At 63.2% G+C, this 12,565-nt stretch carries 17 protein-coding genes; 9 read left to right on the top strand and 8 right to left on the bottom strand.

Annotated elements, in window-relative coordinates:
- The first annotated feature begins 15 nt into the window (after positions 1–15).
- Entirely contained in the window at positions 16–174 is a 159-nt protein-coding gene (locus tag H0241_RS26375; protein WP_181060760.1) for a hypothetical protein, read from the top strand.
- A gap of 51 nt (positions 175–225) precedes the next feature.
- Here H0241_RS26375 and H0241_RS26380 read toward each other — a convergent pair whose 3' ends face one another.
- Positions 226–483 carry a DUF982 domain-containing protein gene (locus H0241_RS26380; protein WP_181060761.1) on the bottom strand — a complete coding sequence of 86 codons (258 nt, stop codon included), beginning with the start codon at positions 481–483 and terminating at the stop codon, positions 226–228.
- Between the two features lie 82 nt (positions 484–565).
- The gene (locus tag H0241_RS26385) at positions 566–1,231 is read right to left on the bottom strand and encodes a GntR family transcriptional regulator (protein ID WP_181060762.1); all 666 of its coding nucleotides are present in this window, start codon (positions 1,229–1,231) and stop codon (positions 566–568) included.
- 150 nt (positions 1,232–1,381) lie between these two features.
- Between H0241_RS26385 and H0241_RS26390 the strand changes: the two genes are divergently transcribed.
- Both H0241_RS26390 and H0241_RS26395 read left to right on the top strand, forming a co-directional pair.
- Entirely contained in the window at positions 1,382–2,647 is a 1,266-nt protein-coding gene (locus H0241_RS26390) for an MFS transporter (protein ID WP_181060763.1), read from the top strand.
- Positions 2,648–2,690: 43 nt separating this feature from the next.
- Positions 2,691–3,065 carry a DUF423 domain-containing protein gene (locus H0241_RS26395; RefSeq protein WP_181060764.1) on the top strand — a complete coding sequence of 125 codons (375 nt, stop codon included), beginning with the start codon at positions 2,691–2,693 and terminating at the stop codon, positions 3,063–3,065.
- Between the two features lie 43 nt (positions 3,066–3,108).
- On the opposite strand, the gene H0241_RS26400 is transcribed toward H0241_RS26395, so the two are convergent.
- Both H0241_RS26400 and H0241_RS26405 read right to left on the bottom strand, forming a co-directional pair.
- The gene (locus H0241_RS26400) at positions 3,109–3,252 is read right to left on the bottom strand and encodes a hypothetical protein (RefSeq protein ID WP_181060765.1); all 144 of its coding nucleotides are present in this window, start codon (positions 3,250–3,252) and stop codon (positions 3,109–3,111) included.
- A gap of 62 nt (positions 3,253–3,314) precedes the next feature.
- Positions 3,315–3,458 (bottom strand): hypothetical protein, encoded by a 144-nt coding sequence (locus H0241_RS26405; protein ID WP_181060766.1) that lies wholly within the window; start codon positions 3,456–3,458, stop codon positions 3,315–3,317.
- Positions 3,459–3,605: 147 nt separating this feature from the next.
- Here H0241_RS26405 and H0241_RS26410 point away from each other — a divergent pair, with 147 nt between their 5' ends.
- Positions 3,606–4,685, top strand: a complete 1,080-nt coding sequence (locus tag H0241_RS26410; protein WP_181060767.1) for a LacI family DNA-binding transcriptional regulator — start codon at positions 3,606–3,608, stop codon at positions 4,683–4,685.
- A 12-nt stretch (positions 4,686–4,697) separates the two neighbouring features.
- Here H0241_RS26410 and H0241_RS26415 read toward each other — a convergent pair whose 3' ends face one another.
- Positions 4,698–5,885 (bottom strand): OpgC family protein, encoded by a 1,188-nt coding sequence (locus H0241_RS26415; RefSeq protein ID WP_181060768.1) that lies wholly within the window; start codon positions 5,883–5,885, stop codon positions 4,698–4,700.
- A gap of 218 nt (positions 5,886–6,103) precedes the next feature.
- Here H0241_RS26415 and H0241_RS26420 point away from each other — a divergent pair, with 218 nt between their 5' ends.
- Positions 6,104–6,760 carry an alpha/beta hydrolase gene (locus H0241_RS26420; RefSeq protein WP_328824834.1) on the top strand — a complete coding sequence of 219 codons (657 nt, stop codon included), beginning with the start codon at positions 6,104–6,106 and terminating at the stop codon, positions 6,758–6,760.
- Between the two features lie 51 nt (positions 6,761–6,811).
- On the opposite strand, the gene H0241_RS26425 is transcribed toward H0241_RS26420, so the two are convergent.
- Both H0241_RS26425 and H0241_RS26430 read right to left on the bottom strand, forming a co-directional pair.
- Positions 6,812–7,816: an inorganic phosphate transporter gene (locus H0241_RS26425; protein WP_181060770.1), complete on the bottom strand. Its 1,005-nt coding sequence runs from the start codon at positions 7,814–7,816 to the stop codon at positions 6,812–6,814.
- 3 nt (positions 7,817–7,819) lie between these two features.
- Positions 7,820–8,461, bottom strand: a complete 642-nt coding sequence (locus H0241_RS26430; protein WP_181060771.1) for a DUF47 domain-containing protein — start codon at positions 8,459–8,461, stop codon at positions 7,820–7,822.
- A gap of 164 nt (positions 8,462–8,625) precedes the next feature.
- Here H0241_RS26430 and H0241_RS26435 point away from each other — a divergent pair, with 164 nt between their 5' ends.
- Entirely contained in the window at positions 8,626–8,769 is a 144-nt protein-coding gene (locus H0241_RS26435; protein WP_181060772.1) for a hypothetical protein, read from the top strand.
- Between the two features lie 15 nt (positions 8,770–8,784).
- Here H0241_RS26435 and sthA read toward each other — a convergent pair whose 3' ends face one another.
- Positions 8,785–10,173: a Si-specific NAD(P)(+) transhydrogenase gene (gene sthA / locus H0241_RS26440; protein ID WP_181060773.1), complete on the bottom strand. Its 1,389-nt coding sequence runs from the start codon at positions 10,171–10,173 to the stop codon at positions 8,785–8,787.
- A 200-nt stretch (positions 10,174–10,373) separates the two neighbouring features.
- Here sthA and H0241_RS26445 point away from each other — a divergent pair, with 200 nt between their 5' ends.
- The 3 genes from H0241_RS26445 (at position 10,374) to H0241_RS26455 (ending at position 12,548) form a co-directional block, all read left to right on the top strand.
- Entirely contained in the window at positions 10,374–11,066 is a 693-nt protein-coding gene (locus tag H0241_RS26445; protein ID WP_181060774.1) for a methyltransferase family protein, read from the top strand.
- Between the two features lie 107 nt (positions 11,067–11,173).
- Positions 11,174–11,644 carry an RDD family protein gene (locus H0241_RS26450; RefSeq protein WP_181060775.1) on the top strand — a complete coding sequence of 157 codons (471 nt, stop codon included), beginning with the start codon at positions 11,174–11,176 and terminating at the stop codon, positions 11,642–11,644.
- Between the two features lie 139 nt (positions 11,645–11,783).
- The gene (locus H0241_RS26455) at positions 11,784–12,548 is read left to right on the top strand and encodes an arginyltransferase (protein WP_181060776.1); all 765 of its coding nucleotides are present in this window, start codon (positions 11,784–11,786) and stop codon (positions 12,546–12,548) included.
- Positions 12,549–12,565 lie beyond the last annotated feature (17 nt).

Below are 12,565 nucleotides of genomic sequence, written 5' to 3' on the forward strand. Positions count from 1 at the left end.
GCGAAAGGAAACGATATGGCGCGACCACCGAACTACGGTCAGGAACGCAAGGAGCGCGACCGGCAGAAGGCCGCCAAGAAGGCGGAGAAGCTGGCCGCCAAGGTCGCAGCCAAGGAGCGCTCCAAGCCCGAGGACGAGGCCGGTTCCGAAACCGATACAGAGACTGAGGAATAGCCATAGGAATGGCAGCGATCCGGCCCGGCAAACGGGCGGGCGTCGCTGCTATCAGGCCGCCTTGTCGCTGACGAAGACATTGACTTCGCGCGCCGCGGCAATGAAGGCACGCCTTGCAATCATCGCCGGCTTGTCGCCAGCCAGCGCATCATGACAGGCCTGCAGCGCTTCGCGATGCTTGGGACTGCGCTTGCCGGGCCAGCTGTTGAGCAGGTAATCGGAGGCCTCGCGGGCGGTGCGCAGGAGCTGGTTGGCTCCCCCCGCGGCTGCCTTGACGGTCACGGGTGTTTCAAATCGGTTGTTTTCCATGGCCGCTCCTTACGCCATCGGCGTCCATGAAGCGAGGCCGAAAGCGGATGGCGCCTGACATCTGTCACTTTCGTGACCGATATCAAGCGGCGACGACAGCAAATCCCCTCGCGCGCAGGCCACGCCGGTCATTGTGCAACGACGTCACCAGACGGTCGCGGCTGCCGACGATATGGGCGGAAAGCCGCGCTGCCGCCGCGTCGGCGTCACCGGCCCGCACCGCCGCCAGGATAGCGTGATGTTCGCTCCAGGCACGGCCGAGTGCGGCCTCGTCGCGGACCTCCAGCCAACGCGCCCGCGACAAGCGCGTCATGGCATCGCGCACCGCCCTGAACAGGAACTCGTTGCCGGAGAGCCGCGCCAGCTCGATGTGGAAATCCATGCCGACGCGGTGCCATTCCTCGCGCGGTGTGGCGGTGTCGCAGGAGTCCAGCATCGCCTCGATGACATCGACGGCGCTCCTGTCGGCTAACGCCGCGGTTAGCCTGACCGCCGCGACCTCGACCGCCTCGCGGTAGACCGCTATCTGTTCCAGCTCAGCGAGATTGATCGGCGACACCATCCAGCCGCGCCCGTCGCGGCAGATCAGCCCTTCCGTCTCGAGCCGCAGCAGTGCTGCCCTGACCGGCGTGCGCGAGGCGCCGAAGCGGCTCTCGATCCAACGCTCCGTCAGCCGCTCGCCGGGACCGACCTCGAGGCCGAGGATCATCTCGCGAAGCGCTTTTTCGACGTTCTGCATCTGCGACATTGTTGGTTCCGTGGCTGGCGATCGGCCTGGCACTGAGGTCTGGCCGATCACGTTTGGGAGTGCCGCATTGACAGCGGCCAGACTTTGCGTCCATGAGATACCAACTTGGTATCCCAAAATGGTATCCGCAGCAAGCGGACAGGACATGACATGCCGCTGGATAGTACAACGCAGGCGACGCAAGCGCCCTCCACCTACAATGTGCATTGGCGGCGCAACCTGTTCGTGTGCTTTGCCGGATCGTTCAGCACGCTTGTGGCGATGACGCTGCTGCTCCCCTTCCTGCCGCTCTATGTCGAGCAGTTGGGCGCCGTCGGCCACGCCGCGATCGTGCAATGGTCCGGCATCGCCTTCGGCGCCACCTTCTTTGCCGCGGCCCTCGTCGCGCCGCTGTGGGGACGGCTGGGCGACCGCTACGGCCGCAAGGTGATGCTGGTGCGCGCCAGCTTCGGCATGGCAATCTGCATGTCGCTGACCGGCATGGTGCAGACCGTCTGGCAATTGGTGCTGTTGCGTCTGCTGATCGGCTTTGCCGGCGGCTATTCCTCGGGTTCGACCATTTTGGTCGCCATGCAGACGCCGAAGGACCGCTCCGGCTGGGCGCTCGGCGTGCTGTCGGCTGGCATCACCGCAGGCTCCCTGGTCGGGCCGCTGCTCGGCGGCGCGCTGCCGCCGCTGATCGGCATCCGCGCCACCTTCCTCATCGCCGGCGGCGTCATTTTCCTGGCGGCATTGGCGACGACGTTCCTGATCAAGGAGATGCCTCGCCCGCCAGCACTGGCAAAACCCAAGGAGAGGCCGAAGGGCGGCTGGGCGCAAATCTCCGACAAGCGCCCTGTCGTCGCGATGCTGGCGACCGGCATGCTGTTCACCTTCGCCAACATGTCGATCGAGCCGATCATCACTGTCTATGTCCAGCAGCTGGTCGCGGAGGCAAGTCGGGTGACGCTGGTCTCCGGCGTCGTCATGTCGGCAGCCGCACTCGGCGCCATCCTGTCGGCGTCACGGCTGGGCAAGCTCGCCGACCGCATTGGCCACTGGAACGTCATCGTCGCATCGCTGGCCGTCTCGGCGCTGCTGTTGATACCGCAGGCTTTTGTCACCGAGAGCTGGCAGCTCGTCGGCTTGCGTTTCCTCATGGGTCTGGTGCTGGGCGGCCTTTTGCCCTGCATCACCAGCGTCATCCGCCACAATGTTCCCGATGGCGTCGGCGGCAATGTGCTTGGCCTGGCGATCTCGGCGCAATATGTCGGCCAGGTCGCGGGCCCGCTGCTTGGCGGCTTCGTCGGCGGCCATCTCGGCATGCGTGCGGTGTTTCTCGGCACCTCCGTGCTGATGGCCGGCGGTGCCGTGTACAATTGGCTGGTCCAGTCGCGCCGTACGCGCGACATGCTGGCGGTATCAGGCAAATCCTGACAGACAGGGCGCGCCACCTATCGTCAATCACGGAGCCCTAGACATGAGTATCGCCGAGTCCGCACCAGCAAGCAGCGCGCGCATCCTTGTTTTCGCAGCCGGCCTGTGCGGCGCGGCTGGTGTGGCGTTGTCGGCGGCGGCCGCGCATCTCGGCGGCGCCTTCGTTGGCACCGCCGCATCTTTCCTGATCATGCATGCGCCGGTGTTTCTGGCCGTCGGCCTCGCCGGCGCAAACCGGATCCTGCGGATCGGCAGCCTGGTGCTGCTCGTCGGGCTCGTTCTGTTCTGCGGCGATCTGCTGGCGCGGGATTTCGTGGGATCGCGGCTTTTCCCGATGTCGGCGCCGATTGGCGGCACCTTGCTGATTGCAGGCTGGTTGGCGATCGCGGCCTCGGCGCTGGTGCGTCAACGTCCCTGACGAGGCAAGAACCCTGCCCCATCAGATATTTCTCACACGAGGCTCAATCCTGCCGACGTTCCGGCAGCAGGTCGCGCTTACGCTTGGCCGGCTTGCCCAGGAGCTGCCGTTCCGGCCGCTCCGCAGCCGGCGAGATGCCCCAGTAGTTGCGGTAGATGTCTTCGAACAGATGCTTCACGGGATGCATGGTTCGTCTCCTTCTCGAGAATTGAATCGATCCAATCAGCCGGCACGAAAATGCCTTGCCGATCAGCTCCGCTTGCGTTCCACGACGAAATGCAGGTCGCGCTTCCACGGGCCGGTCTTGCCGCGGCGCTTGCGGGTGGCGGCATCGGAGGCGATGCCCCAGTCATTGCCGTAGACGTCTTCGAACAAATAATTCATGGGATGCATGGCACCCTCCTCTTGAACCGATCCAATGGATAGCTGGTAAATTTCCTTGGATCGATTCAAATATAGACCCTCCCCGCCCTCCGATCAAGGGAAAATTTGAACCGATCCAACGAAAGTGCTAGATGGAGGCTGGTTCAGGAGACGAAGATGACGGCATTGACCTCCGGGAAGACGAGACCAGTGCGGCTGGCCGATATTGCCAAGGCGGCGGGCGTCTCGCACGGCACCGCATCTAATGTCTTCGCTCGGCCCGAGATTGTCCGCGACGAGGTGCGCGAACGGGTCAAGGCGGCAGCCGAGGCAATGGGCTATGCCGGTCCCGACCCCAAGGGTCGGCTGTTGCGCGCCGGCAAGGTCAATGCCATCGGCGTCGCCACGGCCGAACCCCTCTCCTATTTCTTCGACGATCCTTTCGCCCGCGTCATGATGGCCAGCATCTCGCAGGCCTGCGACGCAACCGGCGCCGGGATTTCGCTGGTCTCGGCCGCCAACAACGAACAGCTCGCCTGGAACATCCAGAGCGCGCTGGTCGACGGTTTTATCGTGTTTTGCATCGAAGGCGGTTCGCGGCTGGTCGAACTGGCGCGCGAACGCAAACTGCCTTTCGTGGCGCTCGACCTCGATTCGGAGAATGAGGCGGTCGCGGCGATCGGCATCGACAACGTCGCCGGCGCCGGCCTTGCCGCGCGCCATCTGGCCGAGCTTGGCCATCGTCGCTTTGCCGTGCTCGCCCTGGAATCTGCCGACGCCGGCTTTGGTCCGGTCACGCAAGAGCAAGTCGAGACGTCGGCCCTCTATTCCGGCACGCGCGACCGTCTGCGTGGCTATTTCGCGGAACTCTCCCGCTTCGGCATCGACGTCTCGCTTGTGCCGATCTACGAAACCCTAAACGACGAAGAGAGCGTGCGCGCCGGCCTCGAGCATATTTTCGCGCTGCCGCAGCGGCCGACGGCAATCCTGGCCATGTCGGACAGGATGGCGCTGCATGCGCTCGACTGGCTGCGCGAACACGACATCGCCGTGCCGGGCGACGTGTCCATCGTCGGCTTCGACGGCGTGCCTGAAGGCGCAGACTCCAAGCCACCGCTGACCACGGTCGCCCAGCCGATTGCCGAGATGGGCCGGCTCGCCGTCAAGGCAATCCTGGAGAACGATGGCTCGCTCAACCGGCAGCTGCTGCCGGTCAATCTGGTGATCAGAGCCTCGTCAGGCCCCTCTCCTGCCTAAAGGCCTTCGCTTTCACCGGCTCAGCCTTGCCACCACCGGCGACATGCCGAAAGACTGGCGAGCGGCAGGGGCTTCGGTGCGTACCGGTTTCTTGCCCGACCAGCCGATCCCGGACAGCCATTCGAGATAGAAGGCGAGCGCGAACTGCATGGCGATGCCGGCCGATATCAGCAAGGCGTCATAGGCAAAGCCGCCCGGATTGATCAGCTTCATCACCTGCGCCACCATGGCGATCACCGTGCCGGCCAGGAACACCGGTAGCGAGCGCTTGCCGAGCAGAGCGAGTGGATGGTCCTGGCTGAGACGGAACAGGTTGGAGACCGCCGGGAGCGCTACGATCAGATAGCTCACCGACAATATGTGCAGCAGCCGGGGCAGCGACAGGAATGTCTTGTCAAAGCCGCCGATCACCACGGGCAGGTCGAACCACGTGATCTGGCCCCAGAGCGGGCTGTGCACCCAGACCGCTGCTGCCGCGACATAGGTTGCCGCGGCGCCCACCAGCCAGCGATTGACGGGAATTGTGCCGCCACGCCTGACATGCAGCATACCGGCGAGACCAATGTTGAACAGGAACTGCCAGGACAGCGGGTTGAGGAACCAGAAGCCGGGCTCCGGATAGTTCGGCGGCGCGATCTGCCATATGCCGGCGACCAGCCACAGGGCGCCGGAAAAGATCAGCGCCGGCAGCGGCCTGTAGCTGACGAAAAGCAGGAAAAGCGGCGCCATCAACAGCAGCGCTGCATAGACCGGCAGGATGTTGTTGTAGCCAAGCTGGTGGCCGAGCGTGACGATGCCGACAACCACCTCCGGCGTGTTCTTCATCAGCGGTTCGATGTTGATGAGTTTCAGCAGTTCAGGCCGGTGGGCGAACACCGCTGCTGCGCAAAACATCGCCATGACCACGATCGTCGTGACGATATGGGCGGTATAAAGCACACCGGCGCGGCGCCACATCTTCAACGCCGCCAGCAGCCGGCTGCCCGGCTGGAATTTGTTGCCATAAGCGAGTGCGACAGACATGCCGGAGATCAGCACGAAGGCTTCCGCCGCGTCCGAGAATCCGAAATTCTTGTAGGTCAGCGCTTCGAAGACGGTGCCCGGCACATGATCGATATAGATGGTCAGGAGGGCGAGCGCGCGGAACACGTCAATACGGGTGTCGCGTTCGGCGCGATCCGGCGGGAGTTGCGTAGTCATCGACAAAAGGCCTCAAAGCGAGAGCAAGTGTGCTCATGTTGTTCATGCCGGGATGCGACCATCGGCGCACACCGCTTCGATTCCTCCCGCAGGGAGCATATCGGCGCAGAAACGGTCTGAAATGAGCCAGGTTCAATCACATTTCGCGGAGCATGAAAATATTCCGTTTTGAAGCCGGCAAATGACCAATATATCCGCGAAATCAAAGAGATATGAGCGTGTCTGAATATAACGAAAAGAACGCCGGCCTGCACCGGGATCTGGCCTTTCCCTACCGCCTCCTCAAGCCGGAAAACGCTGGCGGGGAGTGCCTGTTTTTGCTGCACGGATCAGGTGTCGACGAAACGACGATGCTGCCGATTGCAAGGCAGATCGCCCCCGACGCCACGCTGGTTGCGGTACGGGGTCGCATCCCGCAGGAGGACGGCTTCCGCTGGTTCGAGCGCATCACGCCGACCAGTTTCGAGCAGGCGAGCATCCGTGCCGAAACATCAGCCTTTGCCGCCTTCGCAAGCGAGGCCGCAAAGCGCCATGGGCTCGACCTCGCCCGCACGACCTTCCTCGGCTATTCCAACGGCGCCAATCTGGTGCCCAGCCTGATGCTGCTCAACCCCGGCCTCGTGCGCAAAGCGGCGTTGCTGAGAGCGATGCCGGTGCTTGACGATGCGCCGGCAACCGACCTCACGGGGACGCGGGTTCTGATCATTGCCGGCGCCGCCGACGAGACCTACGGGCCGTTTGCGCCGACGCTGGCGACGCTGCTCACCAAGCGCGGCGCCGAGGTCGATGCGCGCATCGTGCCTTCAGGTCATGAAATCGGCGACCCTGACGCCGCAATCGTCACGCAGTGGCTGGCGGCGCTGGTTGCTACATAGCAAATCATCACTTGCCGGGTCGTGCCGGCAATCGTGGCCATCCGCTCCGCGTCAGCCGCCCAGGCGCGCGACAAAATAGGTGAGCGCCGCAATCGCCGCTGTGGCCGGCAAGGTGACAATCCAGGCGACGACGATGTTGCCGGCAATGCCCCAGCGCACGGCCGAGACGCGGCGGGCAGCGCCGACGCCGATGATGGCCCCGGTGATCGTGTGGGTGGTCGACACGGGAACGCCGAGCCACGTGGCCGCGAACAGAGTGATGGCGCCGCCGGTCTCGGCGCAGAAGCCCTGCATCGGGTTCAGCCGGGTTATTTTCGAGCCCATTGTGTGAACGATGCGCCAGCCACCGAGCAACGTGCCCAGAGCCAGCGCCGACTGACAGGTGAGGACGACCCACAGCGGCACATAGAAATTGGCGCCGAGCATGCCTTGCGAATAGAGCAGTACGGCGATGATGCCCATGGTTTTCTGGGCGTCGTTGCCGCCGTGTCCGAGCGAATAAAGCGAGGCCGAAAAGAACTGCATGACGCGGAAGGTGCTATCGACGGCGAACGGTGTCTGGCGCACGAACAGCCAGGAAACGGCCAGAATCAGGACCAGCGCCAGAACAAACCCGGTTGCCGGCGACACGACGATTGCGGCGACCGTCTTGCCAAGCCCCGTCCAGACGATGGCGCCGACCCCTGCCTTTGCAATGCCGGCGCCGACCAGCCCGCCGATCAGCGCATGCGAACTGCTGGAAGGGATGCCGGCAATCCAGGTGACAATGTTCCAGACGATGGCGCCGACGAGCGCTGCGAAGATCACCGCCGGCGTGACGATGCTAACATCGACGATGCCCTTTCCCACGGTCTCGGCGACATGGAGGCCGAAGAACATGAAGGCGATGAAATTGAAGAAGGCTGCCCATAGCACCGCATATTGAGGCCTCAGCACGCGGGTGGAAACGATGGTGGCGATGGAGTTGGCGGCGTCATGCAGGCCATTGAGAAAATCGAAAAACAGCGCGACGGCGACAAGGCCGGCCAGCACGGGAAAGGCGATGGTGGCTTCCATTGCCTAAACGTTCTCGATGACGATGCCGCTGATCTCGTTGGCGACGTCCTCGAAGCGGTCGACCACTTTCTCCAGCTGGCCATAGATCTCGCTGCCGATCAGGTAGGCCATCGGATCGCTGCGGCCATGCCGCTGGAATAGGTCCTTCAATCCTTGCTCATGCAGATCGTCGGCGCGGCTTTCGACGCGCATGACTTCTTCTGCGATGGCGTTGAGGCGCACCGTGTGCGTGCCGACTTTGCTGAGCAGCGGGATCGCTTCGGCAACCAGCCTGGCGGCGGCAACGATGACGCCACCCATTTCCTGCATCAGCGGGTCGAATTCCTTCTTTTCGAACAGCTTCACCGTCTTGACGGTCTTGTGCATCATGTCGATGGCATCATCCATCGACTGGATCAGGTCCTTGATGTCGCCGCGATCGAAGGGCGTGATGAAGGAGCGCCGCACCGCCAGCAGGACTTCGGCCGTGATATGATCGGCCTCGTCCTCGAGATCGATGATTTTCTGACACCAGCGGTCGATGTCCTTGCCCTGCAGAAGCTGCTCCAGCGCTTTGGCGCCGCCGACTACGGTGCGGGAATGCCGTTCGAACAGGTCGAAGAACCGATCTTCGCGCGGCAGCAGCTTGCGGAACCAGCCCAGCATGTCGATCTCCCGTCGCGCCCGTCCACGACCCACCAACTCACATAACGCCCCAGCGAGCCACTGAAAACAGTAAGCCGGCTGAAAGATGTGGATGCGGACGATCGCAGATGCGGCTAGACGGCTCGAGGCGCTCACCAGCCCGAAACGGCAGGAACTCGCCCTGGTTGAAACATGGTTTTTCGCCGGCCGCTTGTCACCGGCGTGCGGATACCGCGATCGCCGGCGTGCGCCCAGCCGAAATCGAAGCGGTGCTGCCGATGCCCTCGGCCGATGTCATGCTGTCGCTGCTCGCCCAGATGGAAGGCTGAGCAGATACCGCCTGCCTACCCCTGCCCCATCCGGTTCCAGGCATCGAGCCCGGCGATCTTGTAGGCTTCGGCCAGGGTCGGGTAGTTGAAGGTGTTGTTGACGAAGAAGTCGACGGTGCCGCCGAGATTGATCACCGCCTGGCCGATATGGATCAGTTCGGTGGCGCCCTCGCCGACGATGTGGGCGCCGAGCAGGCGGCGGGTTTCGACCGAGAACAGCAGCTTCAGGAAGCCGGTATTGACGCCCATGATGTGGCCACGCGAGGTTTCGCGGAACCGCGCCAGGCCAACCTCATAGGCAGCACCGCTTTCGCGCACCTGTTCCTCCGACTGGCCGACGGTGGAGATTTCCGGCACGGCGTAGATGCCATAGGGAAAGGTTTCCGGCGGCGGTGGCAACTGCACGCCGAAGGCGTGGCAGGCGGCCACCCTGCCCTGCTCCATCGAGGTCGAGGCAAGGCTGGGGAAACCGATGACATCGCCGGTGGCATAGATGTTGGGCACGCTGGTCTGGAAGGTTTGCGGATCGACCTTGATGCGGCCTCTGGAGTCGGCCTCGATGCCGACCACGTCGAGGCCGAGGCTGCCGAGATTGCCGCTGCGGCCGGCGGCATAAAGCACGATCTCGGAGCGGATGGTGCGGCCGTCGGCGAGCGTTACTTCGGCATAGTCGGGCTTGGAGACGATTTCCTTGACCGTGCTGCCGAGACGAATGGTCATGCCGCGGTCGCGCATCTGGTGGATGAAGTCGTCGACGATCTCGCGGTCGACGAAATCGAGGATGGTGTTGCGCGGCTCGACCAGCGTCACCGGCACGTCGAGGGCCGAAAAGATGGTGGCATATTCGACGCCGATGACGCCGGCGCCGATCACCGTCAGTGTGCGCGGCAGATGGTCGAGCTCCAGCATCTCGTCACTGTCGAAGACGCGGATCTTGTCGAAAGGCACGTCGCGCGGCCGGTGCGGCCTGGTGCCGACCGCGATCAGCGCATTGGCGAAACCGACCTCCGAGTAGTCGCCATTGTCGGCCGTCAGGCTGACCTTGTTGGGGCCAACGAATTTCGCCATGGCGCGCACGCTCTTGACCGCGTTGCGCATGAACTGGTGCTGCAGCACCTCGACCTCGTGGTCGAGCGTCTTGTGCAAGCGCTCAACCAGATCAGCGATGGAGATGTCCTGCTTGACCCGGTAGCCACGGCCGTAAAAGCCGCGCTCGCGCCAGCCGGAGAGGTTGAGCACCGTCTCGCGCAGCGTCTTGGACGGGATGGTGCCGGTGTGCACCGAGACGCCGCCGAGGCGCCGGCCCCTGTCCACCACCAGCACCGATTTGCCGAGCTTGGCCGATTGCACGGCGGCGCGGCGGCCGGAAGGGCCGCTGCCGATGACCAGCATGTCGTAATCCATATTTCCCCGTCCCCTCGGCGTCTTGTTGCGCCGCAGCAAGCTAAACTGGGAAGAGTGTCATGTTCAACTGCCCAGACCGCAAACTCGTGCGGTTCGGCCCAACTGTGGTGAATCTTCCGGCGTAATGTGACAAGTGCGCGAGAAAGCTTAACCCGACGGCAACGCTTGCGTGCAATGGTCGCTCTCGAGGGGACCGCCGGGTGACTGATTTGACCATTTTCAAGAGTGAGCCGCTGTCTGGCGCGGAAGCGGGTCTCTGGTCCGGCCTGCGCAGCCGCGAGATCCTCATCGATCTGCGAGAGGGACTGTTCCGTTTCATAGCGCTGGCTGTCGCCGCGCTCTTTGTCTATCGGGGCGTGCAGCATCTGCTCGTCGACCCAGCTCGTCTCAACCTGTTGCTGCTCATGGTCTCCGACTCGTTGACTTTCATCTGGTTGCTGACGGCGCGGCGACCCTTGGTGCGCGACTGGAACCCCCTCACCGTTTTCGTCGCGCTGGCAGCCGGCTTCGGCGGGGGCTTCGTCTCGATGGAGGCCGGCGTTCCCATCATTCCGCTCTATGTCGCGGCGCCGATCCAGTTCATCGGGCTTTGGATTGTCATTTGGGGCAAGGTTTCGCTTGGCCGCTCCTTCGCCATCCTGCCCGCCAATCGCGGCGTCGTGACCGGCGGCGCCTACCGGTTCGTGCGGCATCCGATCTACGCCGGCTATTTGATCGGACACATTCTATTCCTGCTGTCGAGCTTCTCGATCTACAATTTCACCGTCTATGCCATCATCACGCTTTTCCAGATCCACCGCATCCTGCGGGAGGAAGCCGTCCTAGCAAGGACGCAGGAATACAGCGAATACATGGACAGGGTCCGCTATCGCCTTGTGCCCGGCATCTTCTAGGAAGGGTCCGCCGAACGCCGGAGTGTCTGTTTCTTGAATTCGCCATCGCCCTCACCATTTGAAAGGGCGACGGGCATTCCCATTGGATGCCATCGCGAGGACATGACATGAACGCGCGCGTACTTGACGGCGAAATCATCACCAGCAGGCTCGACCACGTCAGGGCCTATGACGGTGTGCGCACGCGGCGCATCCTCGCCTTCATCATCGACTATTGCATCGTGGCGCTGCTCACCATTCCGTTCGCGATCCTGGTGGCCGTGCTTGGCCTTCTGACATTCGGTCTTGGCTGGGCGCTTTATTCCATCCTCGTGCCGGCGGTCGCCATTCTCTACATCTGGAACACGCTGGGTGGCCGCAATCAGGCCACTTCAGGCATGAGGATGATGGGCATCCGGCTCGATCGTCTCGACGGCACGCGCATCGACGGGCTGACCGCAGTGGTCCATTCGGTGCTGTTTTGGGCCAGCACCGTCATCCTGACGCCGCTCATTCTTCTGGTGACGCTGTTTTCCGATCGCAAGCGCACGCTGCACGACCTGCTGCTTGGCACGATTGTCAGCCGCAGCGACCGTTGAACCGGCGTTCAACCGACCCCAACAGGCATTTGTGCGCAAATGTGAAGGCGTCCATTCAACCCCGCCTTCACAATCCTGTTGAATTTTTCGCCAGCCAAGCCAAAGGTAGAGCGATTCGCAGGAGTGTTCCCAAGGTTCGATGACCCAGCATCCAACCCAGTCGCCGCAGTTCTTCCTAACCGCGCCATCGCCGTGCCCGTATCTTGAGGGCCAGTTCGAGCGCAAGGTGTTTACGCATCTGGTCGGCGACAAGGCGCCGGAGATGAACGACCTGTTGACGCAAGGCGGCTTCCGGCGATCGCAGAACATCGCCTACCGGCCTGCCTGCGAGACCTGCCGCGCCTGCGTCTCGGTGCGCATCCTGGCGCAGGAATTCACCGCCAGCCGCAACATGAAGCGGGTGATCCAGCGCAATTCCGATCTCGTCGGCGCCATGCACGACGCGCAGCCGTCGACCGAGCAGTACTCGCTGTTCCGCGGCTATCTCGACGCCCGCCACCGCCGCGGCGGCATGTCCGACATGACGGTGCTCGATTACGCCATGATGGTCGAGGACACCCATGTCGACACCAAGGTCATCGAATATCGGCGCCGCGGCCCCGACACGTTCATCACCGGCAAGGGCCAGGGCGAGCTGATCGCCGTCGCGCTGACCGACAAGATGGCCGACGGCCTGTCGATGGTCTATTCCTACTTCAATCCCGAATTCGAGGACCGTTCGCTCGGCACCTTCATGATCCTCGACCATATCGCCCGCGCCAGGGCCATGGGCCTGCCCCATGTCTATCTCGGCTACTGGGTCAACGGCTCGCGCAAGATGAACTATAAGATGCGCTTCATGCCGCAGGAGCATCTCGGCCCGAAGGGCTGGGAACGCTACGACCACGAAGCGGTCACGCGCTGAGTTCTCGTTCCCCAATC

The organism is Mesorhizobium neociceri (assembly GCF_013520985.1).
Lineage (GTDB): Bacteria > Pseudomonadota > Alphaproteobacteria > Rhizobiales > Rhizobiaceae > Mesorhizobium > Mesorhizobium neociceri.

What these genes read in the sequence shown, in the direction of transcription:
- H0241_RS26385 (WP_181060762.1), bottom strand. Translation starts at nt 1,231, where the DNA reads ATGTCGCAGATGCAGAACGTCGAAAAAGCGCTTCGCGAGATGATCCTC.
- H0241_RS26395 (WP_181060764.1), top strand. Translation starts at nt 2,691, where the DNA reads ATGAGTATCGCCGAGTCCGCACCAGCAAGCAGCGCGCGCATCCTTGTT.
- H0241_RS26455 (WP_181060776.1), top strand. Translation starts at nt 11,784, where the DNA reads ATGACCCAGCATCCAACCCAGTCGCCGCAGTTCTTCCTAACCGCGCCA.
- H0241_RS26405 (WP_181060766.1), bottom strand. Translation starts at nt 3,458, where the DNA reads ATGCATCCCATGAATTATTTGTTCGAAGACGTCTACGGCAATGACTGG.
- H0241_RS26375 (WP_181060760.1), top strand. Translation starts at nt 16, where the DNA reads ATGGCGCGACCACCGAACTACGGTCAGGAACGCAAGGAGCGCGACCGG.
- sthA (WP_181060773.1), bottom strand. Translation starts at nt 10,173, where the DNA reads ATGGATTACGACATGCTGGTCATCGGCAGCGGCCCTTCCGGCCGCCGC.
- H0241_RS26425 (WP_181060770.1), bottom strand. Translation starts at nt 7,816, where the DNA reads ATGGAAGCCACCATCGCCTTTCCCGTGCTGGCCGGCCTTGTCGCCGTC.
- H0241_RS26380 (WP_181060761.1), bottom strand. Translation starts at nt 483, where the DNA reads ATGGAAAACAACCGATTTGAAACACCCGTGACCGTCAAGGCAGCCGCG.
- H0241_RS26415 (WP_181060768.1), bottom strand. Translation starts at nt 5,885, where the DNA reads ATGACTACGCAACTCCCGCCGGATCGCGCCGAACGCGACACCCGTATT.
- H0241_RS26390 (WP_181060763.1), top strand. Translation starts at nt 1,382, where the DNA reads ATGCCGCTGGATAGTACAACGCAGGCGACGCAAGCGCCCTCCACCTAC.
- H0241_RS26430 (WP_181060771.1), bottom strand. Translation starts at nt 8,461, where the DNA reads ATGCTGGGCTGGTTCCGCAAGCTGCTGCCGCGCGAAGATCGGTTCTTC.
- H0241_RS26450 (WP_181060775.1), top strand. Translation starts at nt 11,174, where the DNA reads ATGAACGCGCGCGTACTTGACGGCGAAATCATCACCAGCAGGCTCGAC.
- H0241_RS26400 (WP_181060765.1), bottom strand. Translation starts at nt 3,252, where the DNA reads ATGCATCCCGTGAAGCATCTGTTCGAAGACATCTACCGCAACTACTGG.
- H0241_RS26410 (WP_181060767.1), top strand. Translation starts at nt 3,606, where the DNA reads ATGACGGCATTGACCTCCGGGAAGACGAGACCAGTGCGGCTGGCCGAT.